The sequence below is a fragment of the Winogradskya humida genome (assembly GCF_016862215.1).
Lineage (GTDB): Bacteria > Actinomycetota > Actinomycetes > Mycobacteriales > Micromonosporaceae > Actinoplanes > Actinoplanes humidus.
On the sequence record NZ_BOMN01000106.1, the window covers coordinates 35,393 to 52,746 of the forward strand.

Consider the following 17,354-nt stretch of genomic DNA (forward strand, 5'->3'; position numbering starts at 1 on the left):
CCGGCCCTGACCTGAGCCATCCGTTCGTCCATCCTCTGGCCGACGATGGTGTCGGCGAGGAGGGCACCGCTACTTCGAGCTGGGCATACCCCTTGAGCCTTTCCGCGCCGCGGTGACCGGCAGAACGTTCGCCAGATCAGGGCACATCTGAACTACCCAACGTGGATTTCATTGATCTCTCGCGGGGCTGTCTGTCGATCGAGTCGGAACCGGGTCGGCTTGGACGGCTACAAGATCATCCAGGAGATCGCTCGCAATCCGCAGTGGCGCGAGCAGGTCCTCGACATACGCCTCACGCTGCTCGCGACTCATGGCGTTCCAGTGGCCCGCGTCTGAAAGGTGCTGCCGTACCGCGTCAACACGGTGTTGGTGGCGCTCCGCAGCGCGCCACTTCGTCCACCCAGGTCCAGGATCAGCAGCCTCGAGTGCGTCGGCCAGGCGATTCTGGATCGCCGCCACGAACGGACTTCCGGCGTACTCGCTGGAGAGGTCCTCGCCCTTGCACTCGAAGAGATACCGGTGCAGAGCAAGCACTTCGTAGTAGCCCTCAACAACAACCGTCCTGACGTCCACGGGGGATATTCTGCCGTACCGGAACACGACTCGATCCGGACACTCGGCACGCGGCCATCTGCCGCTGATCGGCGCCCGGCTCGGCATCAGCCATGACGGTGCGTAGTCGATGGCGGCCTTCCGCTGCTCGGCTGAATCCGTCGGCTATGTAAATGCCGCTCTGGCTATCTTTACCTTCGGTGCGGATAGCGAAATGTCGTACCGTCGGCGTAGCGTCCCGCGCTGTGACGACAGATGACGGCATAAAGATCAACCAACCACTGACCTATCCAGCGTCACTCGCGTCTGACCTCAGCGTCATGTTGGAAGCGGCTTCTGATCGACACTACTACCAGTTCACCCTCGGCGCCGACGAAGACGGATCGTTATACAGTTCCGCGTTCACTGGTTGGGCCGGATGGACCGACGACACTATGCGCTATGAGCTGCGAGAGCCGTCTCTCGTGATGGGACAACAGGCGTTCGACCAGCTGGTGCACCTCGGTCAGCCGGCGCTCTTTGTGGAAGGCGCCCAGCAGTTCGCTGTCTGGAACATCCTGGGCGGACACGGCCTTGTCGAGGCCAGCACTGCCGAGGAGTTCCTCGTGGACCAACTGCTGCCGTCGCCATCTGCCATTGCTCCCGAGGGTTCCGGTTTCGTCGGGCTGCAGGGCCGCCCCGGCCAGGAACTCAGGTACGCACCCACCCCCAAGCTGCGTCTGCAGGTCCTCAAGAGGGATATGTACCGCTGCCGGGTCTGTGGGCGTGGCCCTGGCACGAACACCGATCTTGAGCTCCACGTTCACCACGTCCGCCCGTGGGGTACCGGTGGTCTGACTCATGAACTGAACCTGCTCACGCTCTGCAGTACCTGCCACCGCGGGCTACCTGCTCGGCACGGCCGCGACCATTACGAACGCTCGTTCCATAGCCTCGTTCCAGGAGCCGCGACCATCGATAGGCCTAGCAAAGCGGCGATCGCTTATCGCGACTCGGTGATTCGCTATCGGGATAAGGTCGAACATTTGGTTGAACGCTCATTCTGACCGAGATCTGCTAGCGATGGGCCGTCACACCGGGTAGACGTGGTACCGCAGCTCTTCGTCGTACCGGAGACCGGTGACCGCCGTGATGATCGACCAGAGGAAGTCCTCATCGGGGGCCCATGACGGCAGGGCAGTGATGAAGGCGCGATGGCTGCATCGCTGAGCTCAGCCCCGCAGTTGCTCACCAGCAGTGTTACAACGACCGCCGGAACTCGCCGAGTCAGCGGTGGCGGCGGGCGATGGTGTAGAGGTCGCGGGCTGGGCCGATGAGCTGGTCGCCCGTGGGCCAGACCGCGCGCAGTCGCCGCTGCAGTGGCACCGCCGACGGGACGGTGACCAGCGTCCCCGCGGCGAGCTCGGCCGTCACCGCGAGGGAGCTGAGCACCGCGGCGCCCGAACCCGCCGCCACCGCGTGCTTGATCGCCGTGGTCGACGACAGCTCCAGGAGCGGTGCCGTGGTCCGGCCGCCCAGTGCCTGTTCGAAGGCGCGGCGGGTGCCCGAGCCGGCTTCGCGGGACACCAGGGGCGTCGCGGCCAGTTCCTCGGCGGTGACGCCCCGGCGGCGGCGGGACCACGGGTGGCCGGGGGCGACCACGACGGCCAGGCGGTCGGTGGCGACGACTTCGGCGTGCAGGCCGGTGGGGAGGTCGGGGCCCTCGACGAAGCCGAGGTTCACGTCGGCGGCCAGGACGGCGGCGGCCACGTCGGCGGAGTTCGCCGCGCGCAGGGTCACGCTCAGGCCGGGGTGGGCGGTGCGGAGGGCGACCAGCCAGGCCGGGAGGAGGTATTCCGCGACGGTCTGGCTGGCTGCCACCGCGAGGCGGCTCTCGTGCGTGGTGCGAAGGGCCGCGACTCCCGTGGCGAGGGCGTCGGCGGCGTCGACGGCGGTGCGGGCCCAGTCGGCGACCAGGGCTCCCGTCGCGGTCAGGGTGGAGCCGCGCGGGGTGCGGTGGAGCAGGGTCAGGCCGAGGCGGCGTTCCAGCTCGCGCAGGCGGGCGCTGGCGGCGGGCTGGGAGATGGTGTGGGCGGTGGCTGCGCGGCCTACGCTGCCCAGCCGGGCTACGCTGAGCAGCAGGTCAAACGCGGTGAGGTCGGCGAAGACCGGCGGCAGGGGCATAACCACAGGCTATGACCTCAGCGGCGATGTCCGCCTACCGGCCCCGCCGCGCCGGCCGCAGGCTGAGACCATGTTCGGACCCAACTGGTACGGCTGCGTCATGGGCACCGGGATCGTCGCCACGGCGGCTGCGACCCTTCCCGTACGCATAGCAGGCCTGCACTCCCTCGCCACGGTCGTCTGGGCGCTGTCCGCCGCCCTGCTCGTCGCGGTCGTCACCGTCACCCTGCGCAACGGCACCAGTCATGCCGGCGATCCCGTGCTCGTGCAGTTCTGGGGCGCGCCGCCGATGGCGTTGATGACCGTCGGTGCGGGCACCCTGCTGCTCGGCCGGGACTGGATCGGGCTGTCCGCGGCGGTCACCGCCGACCTCGTACTGTGGGGCACCGGCACGGTCCTCGGGCTGATCGTCGCGGTCGCCGTCCCCTACCGGATGATGACCGGGCAGCCGGCCGGCCCCGGCGCCGCGTTCGGTGGCTGGCTGATGCCGGTCGTCCCGCCGATGGTCTCGGCGTCGACCGGGGCGCTGCTCGTGCCGCACGTGTCCTTCCCCCGCGAACTCCTGCTCGGCTGTTACGCGCTGGCCGGCATCAGCCTGTTCGCCGCGATCATGGTCATCACCCAGATCTGGGCCCGATTGGTACGCCACCCCGCCGGCGCCGCCCGTATGGTTCCGACACTGTGGATCGTCCTCGGCCCGCTCGGTCAGTCGGTGACGGCGTTCCACCTGCTCGCGCGGGCGGCTCCCGGGGTGCTTCCTGAGCCTTACGCGACGGGCGCGGGCGTGGTCGCGCTGCTGTACGGCGTACCCACCCTGGGCTTCGCTCTGTTCTGGACGGCCCTGGCAGGCGCGATCACCGTGCGCACCGCCCGCACCGGCCTGCCCTTCTCCCTGACCTGGTGGAGCTTCACCTTCCCCCTCGGCACGGTCGTCACCGCCACCAGCGCCCTGGCGGTCCGCTCCGGCTCCCCGGCCCTCACCGCCCTGGCCATCCTCATGTACGCCGGCCTCGTCATCGCCTGGCTCACCGTCACCGTCCGGACGGCCCGCGGGGTCCGCACCGGCGACCTGTGGAGATCGGCTCCATCTCCCCTGTCAGCGCACGCAGGGCGGCCTTGAGCTCGTCGGCCGCCACCTCCACGCTGGTGAACTGCTGGTACCTGTCGCGGAGAGGATCCGCCGAACACGCCCAGACCGCGCCGTCCCACTCGGCCTGACGCTCTACTCGGTCCTGCTCGACTGTGGCCAGTCTGACGACATCGCCATGTACGTCGACCGAGCCCTGCTCCGCGCCGACCGGCCTCACCTGCGCCGGCTGACTTCCCGCGAGCTGATCGGCATCTGGGAACGTCAGATCCCTGAGCTCGCTGCCGTCTGATCCGGGGAACGAAACGGGCGCCGATCTCCCTGAGGAGATCGGCGCCCTGGATGCTTCGGGCTGGTCAGCCGCCCAGAATGGGTGAGCCGCAGAGCCTGGGTCAGCCGCCGAGCTTGCCGAGGTCGACGACGTCCTTGGTGGCCGGGGCCTTGATGTCCGTGAAGGTCTCGCCGAACTCGGTGAAGTCGACCGTGGACTTGTCCGAGCCGACCATCTGCAGCGGGTAGGGCTCGCCGGTCGTGGCGACGTAGAGCACCGAGCCGGGGTCGCCCGCGTCGTTGAGGCCGAGGGCCGGGACGCCGTTGATCTGCTTCTCGTCGCCCTTGCTGAGGGCGCCGGTGGGCTTGAGCATCTCGTTGACGTCGCCGATGCTGAACATGTCGGCGAACGACTGGTCGCTGTCGGCGCCGGCGACCCAGCGGCCGTTGACGAGCTGGGCGACGGTCTTGCCCTGGGCGCCGGCGGCGGTCGTCCAGAACTCGTCGTTGGGGCGCATGTACTTCTTGCCGCCGACCGCGAGGAGCTCGACCTTGGCAGTGCCCATGGTCATCGCGCCGATGAAGTCGTCGCCGTTGAGCTTGAGGTCGATGCCGGTCTTCTCGCCGTCCTGGGCCACGTCACCCTTGACGTGGAACGACTTGGCCGTGGCGAGGGCGGCCTTCGCCTTCGTCACGATCTCGTCGGGGCTGAGAGCCGTGACACCGTTACCGGCGGGCGCGGAGGACGCGGCCGGAGCAGACGTCTGCGCGGAGTCCGTGTCGTTGCTGCCGCAGCCGGCGAGCGGCAGGACCGCCACGGCCAGTGCCACGAACGCAGCCTTCGTCGCCATGCTTCGCAAAATATATTTCCATCCGTGATGGTGTTTCAGACATCGAGCGACGCGACTCTACATGCCTGTGAAACTCCTGTGTGCCCTGCTACGGGCCAGTGTGACCAGGCTCTACCCGGAGATGTCGCGCCGGTGTACGGCACAGGAACGAGGGTTTTCCCCATTACCTGGATTCGCGATGATAAATAGCGTGATGTCCAAGCCTGCCCCTCCCCCGGGGCGGGGAAGGAGTGCGCGAAATGTTTCGATCCTCCCTCGTCGTCGCGCTGGGGGCCGCCGCCGCGGTCACCGCTGCGATGACCACCGCGCCGGCGAACGCCGGGCCGGTCACCCCGCCGGCGCCGTCCGCCGCGGATTCCGCGAAGGCGGCCGTCACCCTGGCCTCCGGAAAAGCAGCGGCGCTGGTCGCCGGTCGTCCGGCCTACCTGCACGCCGGCGGCAGCGAGACGTTCCAGCAGCGCCAGGTCGTCTCCTCGGCCGGGCACCAGTACGTGTCGTACGAACGCAGCTACAAGGGCGTACCCGTGTCGGGTGGTGACTTTGTGATCGTCACCGACGCCGCCGGGCAGGTCGAGTACACCTCGGTCGCGCAGAGCAGCCCCCTCGGTGATCTGTCGACCACGCCGAAGGTGTCGCAGGCCGCGGCGCTGGCCACCGCGAAGAAGCAGCTGGCCTCGGTCACCGGGGTCGAGGGCACGAAGCTGGTGATCGTCAAGGACGAGGGCAGGGCGGCGACGCTGGCCTGGGAGTCCACGATGACCGGCACGAGCGCGGAGGGGCCGAGCCGGCTCAGCGTCGCCGTCGACGCCGTGACCGGCAAGGTCGTGAAGACCACCGAGCACGTCATGGACGTCAGCGGCACGGGCACGGGCTGGATCAACGGCTCGGTCACGCTCAACACGACGCTGTCCGGGTCGACGTATTCGCTGAAGGACCCGGTCCAGACGACGCTGAGCTGCCAGAACGCCACCGGCAACGCGGTCTTCACCGGCCCCGACAACGTGTGGGGCAACGGCGTCGGCACCAACCGCGAGACCGGCTGCGTCGACGCGTTCTACGTCGCGCAGAAGCAGACCGCGATGCTCTCGTCGTGGCTCGGGCGTAACGGTCAGAACGGCAGCGGCGGCGCGTGGCCGATCCGGGTGGGCCTGAACGACCAGAACGCCTACTACGACGGCACGCAGGTCCAGATCGGCAAGAACACCGCCGGCAAGTGGATCGCGTCGGCCGACGTGGTGGGGCACGAGCTGGGTCACGGCATCGACGACTACACGCCGGGCGGCATCTCCCGCAGCGGCACGCAGGAGTTCGTCGCCGACACGTTCGGCGCGGCGACCGAGTTCTACGCCAACAACCCGAACGACCCGCCGGACTACCAGGTCGGCGAGGAGGTCAACCTCGTCGGCAGCGGCCCGATCCGCTACATGTACAACCCGTCGCTCGCCGGGCACAGCAACTGCTACTCCAGCAGCACCCCGAGCGCCGAGGTGCACGCCGCGGCCGGGCCGGGCAACCACTGGTTCTACCTGCTCGCCCAGGGCAGCGCCGGCAACGGCCAGCCCGCGAGCCCGACGTGCAACAGCAGCACCGTCACCGGTGTCGGCATCCAGACCGCGATCAAGGTCATGTACAACGCGATGCTGCTGAAGACGTCCAGCTCGTCGTACCTGAAGTACCGGGTGTGGACCCTGCAGGCCGCGAAGAGCCTGACCCCGGGTGTCTGCACCACGTTCAACGCGGTCAAGGCCGCCTGGACCGCCGTCAGCGTCCCCGCCCAGTCCGGGGAACCGACCTGCTGACGTTATCCACAATGCGAGCCTGTCCACAGGCTTGAGAACGGGGACGGCCCTGATCGGGCCGTCCCCGTTACATTCGATCCATGAGCCAGTCCACCCATGACGTTGTGAACCAGCCGCCCCCGCTGGTGGGCCACGACATCGCCGCCGACCCGGCGCTGCTGGGCGCGGTCGAGCGCGAGGGTGCCGGGTGGGCCACCGGCGACCTGCACCGGCTGGGCAAGCTCGGCGGCCAGGAGGAGCCGCGGCGCTGGGCCGAGGAGGCCAACCGGCACGAGCCGCGGCTGCTCACCCACGACCGCTACGGTCACCGGGTCGACGAGGTCGACTTCCACCCGTCGTGGCACCGGCTGATGGAGGTCGCCGTCGGCGAGGGGCTGGCCGGTTCGCCGTGGGGTGACGACCGGCCCGGGGCACACGTCGCGCGGGCGGCGGGGCTGTTCGTGTGGAGCCAGGTCGAGGCCGGGCACTCCTGCCCGATCTCCATGACCTATGCCGTGGTGCCCGCGCTGCGCCACAACGCCGAGCTCGCGGCCACGTTCGAGCCGCTGCTCACCAGCCGCGTCTACGATCCGGGGCTGCGGACCCCGGCGGTCAAGCGCGGGCTGCTGGCCGGCATGGGGATGACGGAGAAACAGGGCGGCTCCGACGTCCGCGCCAACTCCACCACCGCGACCCGCGTGGCGGACGGCACCTACCGCCTCCGTGGGCACAAGTGGTTCACGAGCGCCCCCATGTGCGACCTGTTCCTGGTGCTCGCCCAGGCGCCCGCCGGGTTGTCGTGCTTCCTGGTCCCGCGGGTGCTGCCCGACGGCAGCCGCAACACGTTCCGGATCCAGCGGCTCAAGGACAAGCTCGGCAACCGCAGCAACGCGAGCAGCGAGCCCGAGTTCGACGACACCGTGGCGTGGCTGGTGGGCGACGAGGGTCAGGGCGTGCGCACGATCATCGAGATGGTGGCGATGACCCGGCTCGACTGCGTGACCGGTTCGGCGTCCGGGATGCGGGCGGCGCTGGTCCAGGCGGTGCATCACGCGCGGCACCGCTCGGCGTTCGGCGGCCCGCTGATCACCAAGCCGCTGATGAGCGCCGTGCTGGCGGACCTGGCGGTGGAGAGCGAGGCGGCGACGGTGCTGGCTCTGCGGCTGGCGGGGGCCGTCGATCGAGGTGTACGAGGTGACGACGCCGAACGGGCCTTCAGCCGGCTCGCCGTGGCGGTCGGTAAGTACTGGGTGTGCAAGCGCCAGCCCGCGGTGGTCGGCGAGGCCCTGGAGTGTCTCGGCGGCAACGGGTACGTCGAGGAGTCCGGTCTCCCCCGGCTCTACCGCGACGCCCCGCTCAACTCGATCTGGGAGGGCTCCGGCAACGTCCAGGCCCTCGACGCGCTCCGGGCGCTGCGCCGCGACCCGCGCAGCCTGGAGGCCTACCGCGCGGAGATCGGCCTCGCCGCGGGCGCCGACCGCCGCCTCGACGACGCAGCGGCCGGCCTGACCACGCTGCTCGGCACCGCGGACGAGTCCCAGGCCCGGCGGATCGTCGAGCGCCTCGCCCTCGTCCTGCAGGGCGCGCTGCTGGTCCGGCACGCCCCGAACGACGTCGCCGACGCGTTCTGCGGCTCCCGGCTGGGCGGCGACGGCGGCCTGACGTTCGGCGTCCTACCACCCGGCACGGACACCGCCGCCATCGTCGACCGGGCGCTCCCCTCATAGCTCGTAGCGGCCTGCGGCGATGTCCTCGGTGAGGGTGGGGTGGGTGGGTTGCCAGTGCAGGCTCTGCTGGGTGAGGTCGCTGGAGGCGAGGTTGTCGATCGTGACCAGCGTCGCGAGGTAGCCGAAGTGGTCGCCCGCTGCGGCGGCCGGGATGCTGGTCGCGGGGAGGCCCAGGTGGCGGCCGATGGCCTCGGCGATCTCGCGGAACGGCACACCCTCCTCCCCCACGGCGTGCAGACGCGAGCCGGCCGGGGCGGATTCGACGGCGAGGCGGAAGAGGCGGGCCGCGTCGAGGCGGTGCACGGCCGGCCAGTGGTTGCCGCCGTCGCCGACGTAGGCCGAGACGCCCCTGGCCCGGGCAGTGGCGATCAGGGTCGCGGCGAAACCCTTACGGTCGCCTTCGCCGTGCACGGTCGGGGCCAGGCGGACCACCGACGACCGCACGCCGTGAGCGCCGAGCCCGAGCACCGCGAGCTCGTTCGGGATCCGCACGCGCAGCATCCGGGAGGGCTCCAGGCCGACCGCCGCCGCGATGGAGCCGGGATCGGCCGCGTCCAGCTCCGTCCCGAGCCTGCCCGGTGGCAACGCCAGCGTGCCGGAGGCGACCACGAGCGGCTTCCCGGTTCCCTTGAGTGCACCGCCGATCGCCTCGACCGCCCGGTATTCGGCGCGGGCCGACGCGGCCCGGTCCGACCCGCCGGTGATACTCGCGAACGCCGCGTGCACCACGCCGTCGGCCTTCATCGCGCCCGCCCGCAGACTGTCCCGATCCTCGAGGCTCCCCCGGTGCACCTCGACCCCGGGCAGCGTCAGGGCTTCGGCGGCGGGTTCGGTGCGGGCGAGGGCGAGGATGTCGTGGCCGGCGGTGAGGAGTTCGCGGGTGACGGCGGAGCCGATGTAGCCGGTGGCTCCGGTGACGAAGATTCGCATGGTCAGCACGGTAGGGACGGGTGCCGGGCGGCGTCCAAGACCTGGTTGCGGTCACGTGATGCGCGATGGCTATCACGGGTACGGTGGGCGCGTGGCGGATCTCGACCTGCGGCTCGTGCGGTACTTCACCGTGCTGGCGGAGCACGGCAACTTCCATCGCGCCGCGGACGCCCTGCACCTGGCGCAGCCGTCGCTGAGCCGGCAGATCCAGCGGCTCGAGGTGGTGCTCGGGGTGCGGCTGCTGGAACGGTCGCGGCAGGGCAGCAACCTCACCGAGGCGGGCCGGGTGTTCCTGCCGCAGGCCCAGGAACTGCTGCGCACGGCCCGGCAAGCAGCGGCGACGACCCGGGCCGCCGTCCGGGCAGGCGACCTGACGATCGGCTGGACCGGGGATCTCCCGGTGACGGGGCTGGTGCGGGAGTTGCGGGAGCGGCACGCAGCCATCGGCGTGCGCACCCGGCACCTCACCGCCGGCGAGGTGCAGCCGGCCCTGGCGGAACACCACGCCGACGCCGTGCTCACCCGCGAGCCGTTCCCCGGCGGGGAGCTGACCGTGACGCCGCTCTTCGACGAGCCCCGGATGCTCCTGATGCCGGTCACGCACCGGCTGGCCGGGCGCCGGACGGTCACCCTCGACGACTTCGCCCGGGAGCCGCTCGTGCGCTACGACGACCCGGTGTACGACGCGTTCTGGCGGATCGACCCGCGGCCGGACGGGGGCCGGGCACCCGGCGGCCCGCTCGCCACCACGGCGTGGGACAAGCTCGAGCTCGTCGCGGGCGGCCAGGCACTCGCCCTGACCCCGGCACCCGCCACGCCGCGCCCCGACCTCGTCGCGATCCCCGTCGAGGGAATCCCGCCGTGCCGCGTCGTGCTCGCCACCCGGGCCACGGACCACCGGCCGGTCATCTCCCACCTGCGCGCCCTGGCCGTCGAACTGCTCGGACAGGCCGCCGCACCGGGAAGCCTGATCAACGCACGGCAGGGAGAACCGACCGCCCGCGCCGGCATCTGACGGCTTCGATACGGCGTGAGGGCCGAGCGACCGCGCGCGAGCGACCCTCACCCGATTCAGGTTCCGAACCCTGAACAGTGGATCACTACTACACAATGTCTGTTTTGCGGCTTTCGCAGCCATCGGGGTGAGGCGGTCCAGTCCTTGCGCTGAGATGGTCCCCGCCGCCCGGCGCCGGTCAGCGGAGGTGAAACGCGTACCCGGCTCCTCCTACGCGCCAAGCGCACAGCCGCGCCACTGCGGAAGGTGTTCGTCCAACTACCCCAGTCCGCTCAGACGCGACCCGGGATGCTGGCCCCGTTCGTCACCGCCGGCGACCTACGCGGCCTACGCGCCTACCTAATGATCGTCGCGGCCAGCAGCGCCACGAACGAGCAGGACACCTGGACCACCGAACTGGACAGCCTGGTCTGGGCCCGGCTGTTCGACGCCCACAAGGATGCGGAGTCCGCGGCCGCCCGGACCGCAGCCTGGCGCACCATGACCCGGCTCAAGGACAAAGGCCTGATCGACTGCACCCGCACCAAGGGCAGCCGCAACATCGCCGTCACGCTGCTGCGCGAAGACGGAACCAGGCAGCCATACTCCCGACCGGGCCTGGCCGATAAGGACGCGTACCTGCAACTGCCGATCGGATTCTGGGCAAAGGGCCACGACGAGAAGATCAACCTCCCCGGGTTGGCGATGCTGCTGGCCATCTGCGCCGAGCGCCGCTGGGCCGCCTTCCCCGCCGAACACATGCCGACCTGGTACGGCTGGTCGGCCGACACCACCCTGCGCGGACTGAAGAACCTGCGCGAGCTCGGCCTGGTCGAGCAGCGCGAACGCTACAAACGAGCAGAACTGACCGCCCCTGGCTCCACCATGTTCTACGAGTACCGCCACGTCCGGGCGATGCGCCCGTCGACCAGGGCCCGGCCTGCAGGAGCGACAGCGTGAGCGCGAAGAACCCCACCCCGGACAGTGGCCCGGAACGTGAACCCGTCCTGCGTGTGCAGCTCACGGTCCCGCGATCGGTGTGCTGGATGCTGGCCGGCGCCCTACTCGGCAACCTCAACGACCTCGGCCCCATATTTCAGGCTCTCGAGCAGCTGACGCGATAAACAGCTCCGACAACTACGGGGGCGCCGGAACGGCGGAGGGGTGGCCGCATGACACGGACACCGGCCAGGACCCGGTGATAGCTGCACACCAATCAGTGGGCCGGGCCGTCGTGGCCAGGCCGGAACAGGCGCTACGAGTGGTGGCCGCCGTCGTGGTTCTGACACCTGGGTACTGCACCGGCTGCGCCGGCTCGCCCTCGAAAGTCCTCCCGGGTGGGTGAAAGAGGCGGGAAGAGCAGCGGGCGCGCGACAGGAGAGAAGAGCTGCCAGGCGCGCTCGCAGCGGCCAGAGCTGTCGGGCGGGCGGAATGAGGCTGAGCGGGTGGATTAGTCGGGGTGAAGGTCAAGAGAGGCTCAGTTGGGGGCCGGGGCTGCCGATGGCATGTCGTGCGGAAGGGAACTGCTGACCGGGTGGTCGGGGCGTGGGTGATCGTGGGGCTGCTGGTCAGCGTCGCGTATCCGTTCCTGCGTGACGGGACTCCTGTGGCGGCTGTTTTCTACAACTCGTTCACCGTGGCGACGCTGGGGGCGATCGTGGCCGGGGTGCGGCGGAACCGGCCCGTTCAGCGGGTGGGGTGGTACGTGTTCGCCGGGGCGGTGGGGCTGCGGTTGTGCGGCGATGTGACGTACGAGATCTATCGGCAGGTTTTGCATCTTTCGCCTTTTCCGTCCCTTGCTGATGCGTTCTATCTTGGCGCGTTCCCGCTGCTCGTGGCCGGGACGTTGCTGGTGGCGCGGGGGCGGCTCGGGCGGGACTGGGCGGGGATTCTCGACGCGGCCATCATCTCCGGTGGGTTGAGCCTGGTGTGGTGGGTGTTCGTGATCGCGCCGATGGCGGCGGATGCGTCGAGCCCGCTGCTGCAGCGGGTGATCGGGGCGGCGTACCCGGCGCTGGATCTGCTTCTGATCGCTCTGGTCGCGCAGCTGGTGATCCGGTCGGGGCGGCTGACGGTGAGCCTCGGGCTGCTGACCGTGGGCATGGTGGCGTTGCTCGTGTCCGACGTGCTGTTCCAGTTCATGCCGACGTTCGCGCCCGAGTTCGAGGGTGTGGTGGCGGTCGGGTGGCTGATCTCCAACACGATGTGGGGGGCCGCAGCGCTGGACCGCTCGTCGCGGGCGCCGGCGCCGCAGCCGGAGTTGCAGGCCCGGGGCACCACGGCCACGCTCGGGCGTACCCGGCTGGCGTTGCTCGCCGCCTGCACGCTGCTGGTTCCGGCGGTGCTGTTCGTGCAGGGGCTGATGATCGGGCCGGGGAAGCTGAACTGGCTCGCGATCGGCGTCGGGGCCGTCGTCCTGTTCCTGCTGGTCCTCGCCCGGACGGCGGGGTTCGTGGCGCAGGTGCAGCGGCAGGCGGGGCAGCTGGAGGAGCTCGCGTTGTGTGACGCGCTCACCGGGCTGCCCAACCGGCGGGTGTTCGAGGAGCGGCTCGCCGGGTCGGTGGCCGCGGGCAACGCGCAGGTGGCGATCCTCGACCTCGACGGGTTCAAGGACGTGAACGACCGGCTGGGGCACGCGGTCGGTGACCGGCTGCTGGCCGTGGTCGCTAAGCGGCTCGCCGGGGCGTTGCGGGAGGACGACCTGGTGGCGCGGATGGGCGGCGACGAGTTCGCAGTACTGCTGGGGGCTGGGAGCCCGGGTGCGATGACCGGGATCGTCGAGCGGCTCGCCGCCGCGCTGCGCAAGCCGGTCGAGGCCGGTGGGCACGAACTGCTGATCGGTGCCAGCATCGGCAGCGCGGACGGCGCCGGGACCCGGGACGCGGGCGAGGTGCTGCGGCGGGCCGACATCGCCATGTACGCCGCGAAGGCGGCCGGTGGCGGGCGGCACCGCGGGTACAGCGACGACCTGGACGCGCGGGCCGGTGAGCAGGCAAAACTCGGTGCGGAGATCCGGGCCGCACTGGATCTGGGACAGTTCCGGGTGGTGTACCAGCCGATCGTGTCGCTGCCGGACGGGCGGATCGTGTCCGTGGAGGCGCTCGTGCGCTGGGAGCACCCGGAGCGCGGGCTCATCAGCCCCGCCGAGTTCATCCCGGTCGCCGAGCAGAACGGGCTCATCGTGGAGCTGGGTGCGTGGATTCTGCGTACGGCGTGCTCGCAAGCGGTTGTCTGGCGTAACGAGTTCGGCGAGGCCGGGCCGCAGCGGATGTCGGTCAACGTCTCCGCCCGGCAGCTGGCCGAGCCGGGCTTCACCGCGCTGGTCGCCGAGGTGCTGGCCTGGACCGGGCTCGCCGCGCACCAGCTGATCGTGGAGGTCACCGAGACCGCTGTCTTCGGCGGCGGGCTCGCGGTGCAGGCCGTCAAGGACCTGCACGAGCTCGGGGTGAAGATCGCGCTGGACGACTTCGGCACCGGGCACTCGTCGCTCGGGCTGCTGCAGACCGTGCCGGTGGACATCCTCAAGGTCGACAAGTCGTTCGTCGACACCATCACCATGGCCGGGCGGCACGCCGTCATCGCCACCGCGCTGATCCAGGTCAGCAGCGGGCTCGGGCTGATGGCCGTCGCCGAGGGCGTGGAGACCGCCGAGCAGGCCGCCGAGTTGTACCGGCTCGGCTACCGGCTGGCACAGGGTTACCACTTCGGCCGGCCGGTCGCCGAACCCGACTTCCTCGGCACCCGCGTCGCGGTGGGCTGACCGTGCTCCGTGAACGCCTCTGGCGCTGGTGGCTGGTCGCCGGTGCCCTCGCCACGGCCGGCTACTACCTGCTGCCCCGCGACAGCCTGCAGTCCCAGCTCGCGTATGACGCCATCGGCCTGACGTCGTCGGTGCTGATCATCGTGGGGCTGCGCCTGCACCGGGCGAAGCGGCCGGCGCTGTGGTACTGGTTCGCCGCCGGTCAGGTGACGTGGGTCGTCGGGGACCTCACGTTCGAGTACTACCAGTACATCCTGCACGTGGACCCGTACCCGTCGCCTGCTGACTTTTTCTATCTGTGCGCGTACCCGATGCTGGTCGCCGGGATGCTGCTGCTGATGCGCGGCAGGGGGCGGGACGGCCGGGACGTCGCGGCCCTGGCCGACGCGGCGATCGTGGCGGTCGGGCTGGGGATGACGTTCTGGGTCTTCGTGATGCACCCGATCGCGACGAACGCGACCGCGTCGACCGTCGAACGCATTGTCGGGGTGGCCTACCCGGCGGCCGACGCGCTGCTGCTCGCGATGCTGTCCCGGTTCTACACCGCGCCCGGGCGGCGATCGACGAGCGTACGGCTGCTCGGGCTCGCCGTCGTGCTGCTGATGGTCTCCGACGTCACGTACTCGCTGGCCGAGCTCTACGTCGAGACGGCGCCGAGCATCTTCGACGGCGGGTGGCTGTTCGCGTACGTCTGCTGGGGTGCCGCCGCCCTGCACCCCTCGATGAAGCAGGCCGGAACCCTGCCGCAGGAACGCGCCCAGGCCCGCGTCGGCCGTTCCCGGCTCGCGGTGCTGGCGGTCTGCTCCCTGCTGCCGCTGGGGCTGCTGTTCGTCCCGTCGATCGGCGGCGACATCGTCGACCGGCTCGCCATCGCCGGCGGCGGGATCATCCTGTTCCTGCTCGTGCTCGGGCGCATGTCGGGCTTCGTCACCCAGGTGCAGCGCCAGGCCGATCAGCTCAAGGATCTCGCGATGGCGGACGACCTCACCGGGCTGGCCAACCGCCGCCGCTTCGAGCAGGCGCTGAGCACCGCGATCGGCGCCGGGCCGGTCGAGGTCGCGCTGCTCGACCTCGACAACTTCAAGGGTGTCAACGACCGGCTCGGCCATGCCGTCGGGGACCGGCTGCTGAGCGTGGTCGCCACCCGGCTGAGCCGCGCGCTGCCCGGTGACGTGCTCGTGGCCCGCATGGGTGGCGACGAGTTCGCGCTGCTCATGGCGGGTGCGTCGGCGGCGGCCGCGGACCAGACGATGGTCCGGCTCGCCGAGACGCTGCGCGCTCCGATCCTGGCCGAGGACCATGAGCTTCTGGTACGCGCGAGCATCGGCGTGGCGGACAGCACCGGCACGATTGATCCGTACGAGGTCCTGCGCCGGGCGGACGTCGCCATGTACGCGGCCAAGGGCACCCTCGACGGGCACCGCCGCTACGACCCCGAGCTCGACGAGTCCGGCGACGAGCAGGCGCGACTGGGCGCGGAACTGCGTACGGCCATCGACAACGGCCAGTTCCGCGTGCTCTACCAGCCGATCGTCGATCTGCACACCGAACGCGTCGTCGCCACCGAGGCCCTGGTCCGCTGGCACCACCCGGAACGCGGTCTCGTCCCGCCGGACCAGTTCATCCCCGCCGCCGAACGCAACGGCCTCATCGTCGAGCTCGGCGAATGGATCCTGCACACCGCCTGCACGCAGATGGTGACCTGGATGCACGAACTCGGCGACCGCGCACCGGCCCGCATGTCGGTCAACGTCTCCGCCCGCCAGCTCGCCGAACCGGGCTTCACCGAGGTCGTCGCCGCGGTCCTGGCATCGACCGGCCTGCCCCCGGAGAACCTCACCGCGGAGGTCACCGAGACCGCGGTCTTCGGCCGCGGCCACGCCGTCCAGGCGGTCAAGAACCTGCACGCGCTGGGCGTGGCCATCGCGCTCGACGACTTCGGCACCGGCCACTCGTCGCTGGGCCTGCTGCAGACCATCCCCGTCGACGTCCTCAAGGTCGACAAGTCCTTCGTGGACACCATCACCATGGCGGGCCGGCACGCGGTCATCGCCACCGCCCTCATCCAGGTCAGCGACGGTCTCGGCCTGCACGCGGTCGCGGAGGGTGTCGAAACCGCCGAACAGGCCGCCGAACTGCGCAGGCTCGGCTACCGCTTCGCCCAGGGTTACTACTTCGGCAGGCCGGCCCCGGACCTTCCCCCGCAGAGTACGGTGACCGTGCGGCTCCAGACCCCGGCTGCGCCCTGGTAGGCGAGCCACTCTGGAGAGGAAGGTTCCGTCGCTCTACGCCCTCGCCGGTGGTCCGTCGTGGCCGCCGCAGCCGTTCTCCTGCCCGCCGAGGGCGAGACGGTCCTCCCGCTCGCGGGCGCGGACTCCGCCCTCGCGGCACCCCCGGAGACCCTCTTCGACTTCGTCCCCTACCCCGGCGCCCCCGCGGGTGACGCCGACCTCTACCTCAAGCAGGACCTCTTCCTGACATCCTTCGCAAGCCAGGTCAAACGCCAGACCGCGCAGCTTCTGTACGCGGCTCAGCGCCCCCGCCGCCCAGCACTCCATGGCCGACCGCGCCGGCGCGAAAGTCACCAGCGTCAACGGCGGCCACCTGACCCTGGTCTCCGATCCCGGCGCGGTCACCCGGGTCATCCTGAAAGCAGCCCGCTGACGCACGGGTGCCACCATGGGTGATGACTTCGATGGAGATCGTCATCGGTGACATCACCGACCAGCAGGTGGACGTGATCGTGACCGCCGCCAACGAGTCCCTCCTCGGTGGCGGCGGCGTGGACGGTGCGATCCACCGGGCGGCCGGGCCGCGGCTGGCGCAGGCCGGTGCGGCCCTCGCACCGCTGGACCCGGGCCTCGCGGTGGCCACCCCCGCCTTCGACCTGGACCCGCCGGTGCGGCACGTCATCCACACGGTCGGGCCGGTCTGGGAGGGCGGCGACTACGGCGAGGCCGAGATTCTCGCGTCCTGCTACCGGTCCAGCCTCGCTCTCGCGGACGAACTGGGCGCGACCAGCATCGCTTTTCCCGCCATCGCCACCGGCGTGTATGGGTATCCGGCTGCACAGGCTGCCCGGATCGCCGTGGGGACGTTGCGCTCGGCGACGACCTCGGTCGGGCGGATCGTGCTCGTGGCGTATGACGAGGATGCCGCCGGGGAGCTTGAGGAGTGGTTGTCCACAGGGGCGGGAAACGGGGCCGCGGAGGCGTAGGGCGTACCGATATGGTGCTCTCGCT

The 17,354-nt window shown here is 70.5% G+C and carries 14 protein-coding genes; 10 read left to right on the forward strand and 4 right to left on the reverse strand.

Annotated elements, in window-relative coordinates:
* Positions 1 to 168: 168 nt before the first annotated feature.
* The gene (locus tag Ahu01nite_RS36335; protein ID WP_203841260.1) at positions 169 to 573 is read right to left on the reverse strand and encodes a hypothetical protein; all 405 of its coding nucleotides are present in this window, start codon (positions 571 to 573) and stop codon (positions 169 to 171) included.
* 224 nt (positions 574 to 797) lie between these two features.
* On the opposite strand from Ahu01nite_RS36335, the gene Ahu01nite_RS50800 reads away from it, so the two are divergent.
* Complete coding sequence (locus Ahu01nite_RS50800; protein WP_239159423.1) at positions 798 to 1,598, forward strand: HNH endonuclease signature motif containing protein; 801 nt, start codon at positions 798 to 800, stop codon at positions 1,596 to 1,598.
* Between the two features lie 220 nt (positions 1,599 to 1,818).
* On the opposite strand, the gene Ahu01nite_RS36345 is transcribed toward Ahu01nite_RS50800, so the two are convergent.
* Positions 1,819 to 2,715, reverse strand: coding sequence for a LysR family transcriptional regulator (locus Ahu01nite_RS36345; RefSeq protein ID WP_203841261.1), 897 nt, complete (start codon positions 2,713 to 2,715; stop codon positions 1,819 to 1,821).
* Between the two features lie 70 nt (positions 2,716 to 2,785).
* Between Ahu01nite_RS36345 and Ahu01nite_RS36350 the strand changes: the two genes are divergently transcribed.
* A complete protein-coding gene (locus Ahu01nite_RS36350; RefSeq protein ID WP_203841262.1) occupies positions 2,786 to 3,835 on the forward strand; it encodes a TDT family transporter in 1,050 nt (349 codons plus the stop codon).
* Positions 3,836 to 4,194: 359 nt separating this feature from the next.
* Here Ahu01nite_RS36350 and Ahu01nite_RS36355 read toward each other — a convergent pair whose 3' ends face one another.
* A complete protein-coding gene (locus tag Ahu01nite_RS36355; protein ID WP_203841263.1) occupies positions 4,195 to 4,923 on the reverse strand; it encodes a hypothetical protein in 729 nt (242 codons plus the stop codon).
* Between the two features lie 239 nt (positions 4,924 to 5,162).
* Here Ahu01nite_RS36355 and Ahu01nite_RS36360 point away from each other — a divergent pair, with 239 nt between their 5' ends.
* Both Ahu01nite_RS36360 and Ahu01nite_RS36365 read left to right on the forward strand, forming a co-directional pair.
* Complete coding sequence (locus tag Ahu01nite_RS36360) at positions 5,163 to 6,722, forward strand: M4 family metallopeptidase (RefSeq protein WP_203841264.1); 1,560 nt, start codon at positions 5,163 to 5,165, stop codon at positions 6,720 to 6,722.
* 80 nt (positions 6,723 to 6,802) lie between these two features.
* Positions 6,803 to 8,428, forward strand: a complete 1,626-nt coding sequence (locus tag Ahu01nite_RS36365; RefSeq protein ID WP_203841265.1) for an acyl-CoA dehydrogenase family protein — start codon at positions 6,803 to 6,805, stop codon at positions 8,426 to 8,428.
* On the opposite strand, the gene Ahu01nite_RS36370 is transcribed toward Ahu01nite_RS36365, so the two are convergent.
* A complete protein-coding gene (locus Ahu01nite_RS36370; RefSeq protein WP_203841266.1) occupies positions 8,423 to 9,358 on the reverse strand; it encodes an SDR family oxidoreductase in 936 nt (311 codons plus the stop codon). The genes Ahu01nite_RS36365 and Ahu01nite_RS36370 overlap by 6 nt on opposite strands.
* 91 nt (positions 9,359 to 9,449) lie before the next feature.
* Between Ahu01nite_RS36370 and Ahu01nite_RS36375 the strand changes: the two genes are divergently transcribed.
* The 6 genes from Ahu01nite_RS36375 (at position 9,450) to Ahu01nite_RS36400 (ending at position 17,329) form a co-directional block, all read left to right on the forward strand.
* The gene (locus tag Ahu01nite_RS36375) at positions 9,450 to 10,373 is read left to right on the forward strand and encodes a LysR family transcriptional regulator (protein ID WP_239159424.1); all 924 of its coding nucleotides are present in this window, start codon (positions 9,450 to 9,452) and stop codon (positions 10,371 to 10,373) included.
* Between the two features lie 288 nt (positions 10,374 to 10,661).
* Positions 10,662 to 11,312, forward strand: a complete 651-nt coding sequence (locus tag Ahu01nite_RS36380; RefSeq protein WP_203841268.1) for a hypothetical protein — start codon at positions 10,662 to 10,664, stop codon at positions 11,310 to 11,312.
* Positions 11,309 to 11,476 carry a hypothetical protein gene (locus Ahu01nite_RS36385; RefSeq protein WP_203841269.1) on the forward strand — a complete coding sequence of 56 codons (168 nt, stop codon included), beginning with the start codon at positions 11,309 to 11,311 and terminating at the stop codon, positions 11,474 to 11,476. Before Ahu01nite_RS36380 ends, Ahu01nite_RS36385 begins: the two co-directional genes overlap by 4 nt.
* Positions 11,477 to 11,862: 386 nt before the next feature.
* Positions 11,863 to 14,112 (forward strand): putative bifunctional diguanylate cyclase/phosphodiesterase, encoded by a 2,250-nt coding sequence (locus tag Ahu01nite_RS36390; RefSeq protein ID WP_203841270.1) that lies wholly within the window; start codon positions 11,863 to 11,865, stop codon positions 14,110 to 14,112.
* 2 nt (positions 14,113 to 14,114) lie between these two features.
* A complete protein-coding gene (locus Ahu01nite_RS36395; protein WP_203841271.1) occupies positions 14,115 to 16,364 on the forward strand; it encodes a putative bifunctional diguanylate cyclase/phosphodiesterase in 2,250 nt (749 codons plus the stop codon).
* A gap of 434 nt (positions 16,365 to 16,798) precedes the next feature.
* Positions 16,799 to 17,329, forward strand: a complete 531-nt coding sequence (locus Ahu01nite_RS36400) for a macro domain-containing protein (protein ID WP_203841272.1) — start codon at positions 16,799 to 16,801, stop codon at positions 17,327 to 17,329.
* Positions 17,330 to 17,354: the final 25 nt, after the last annotated feature.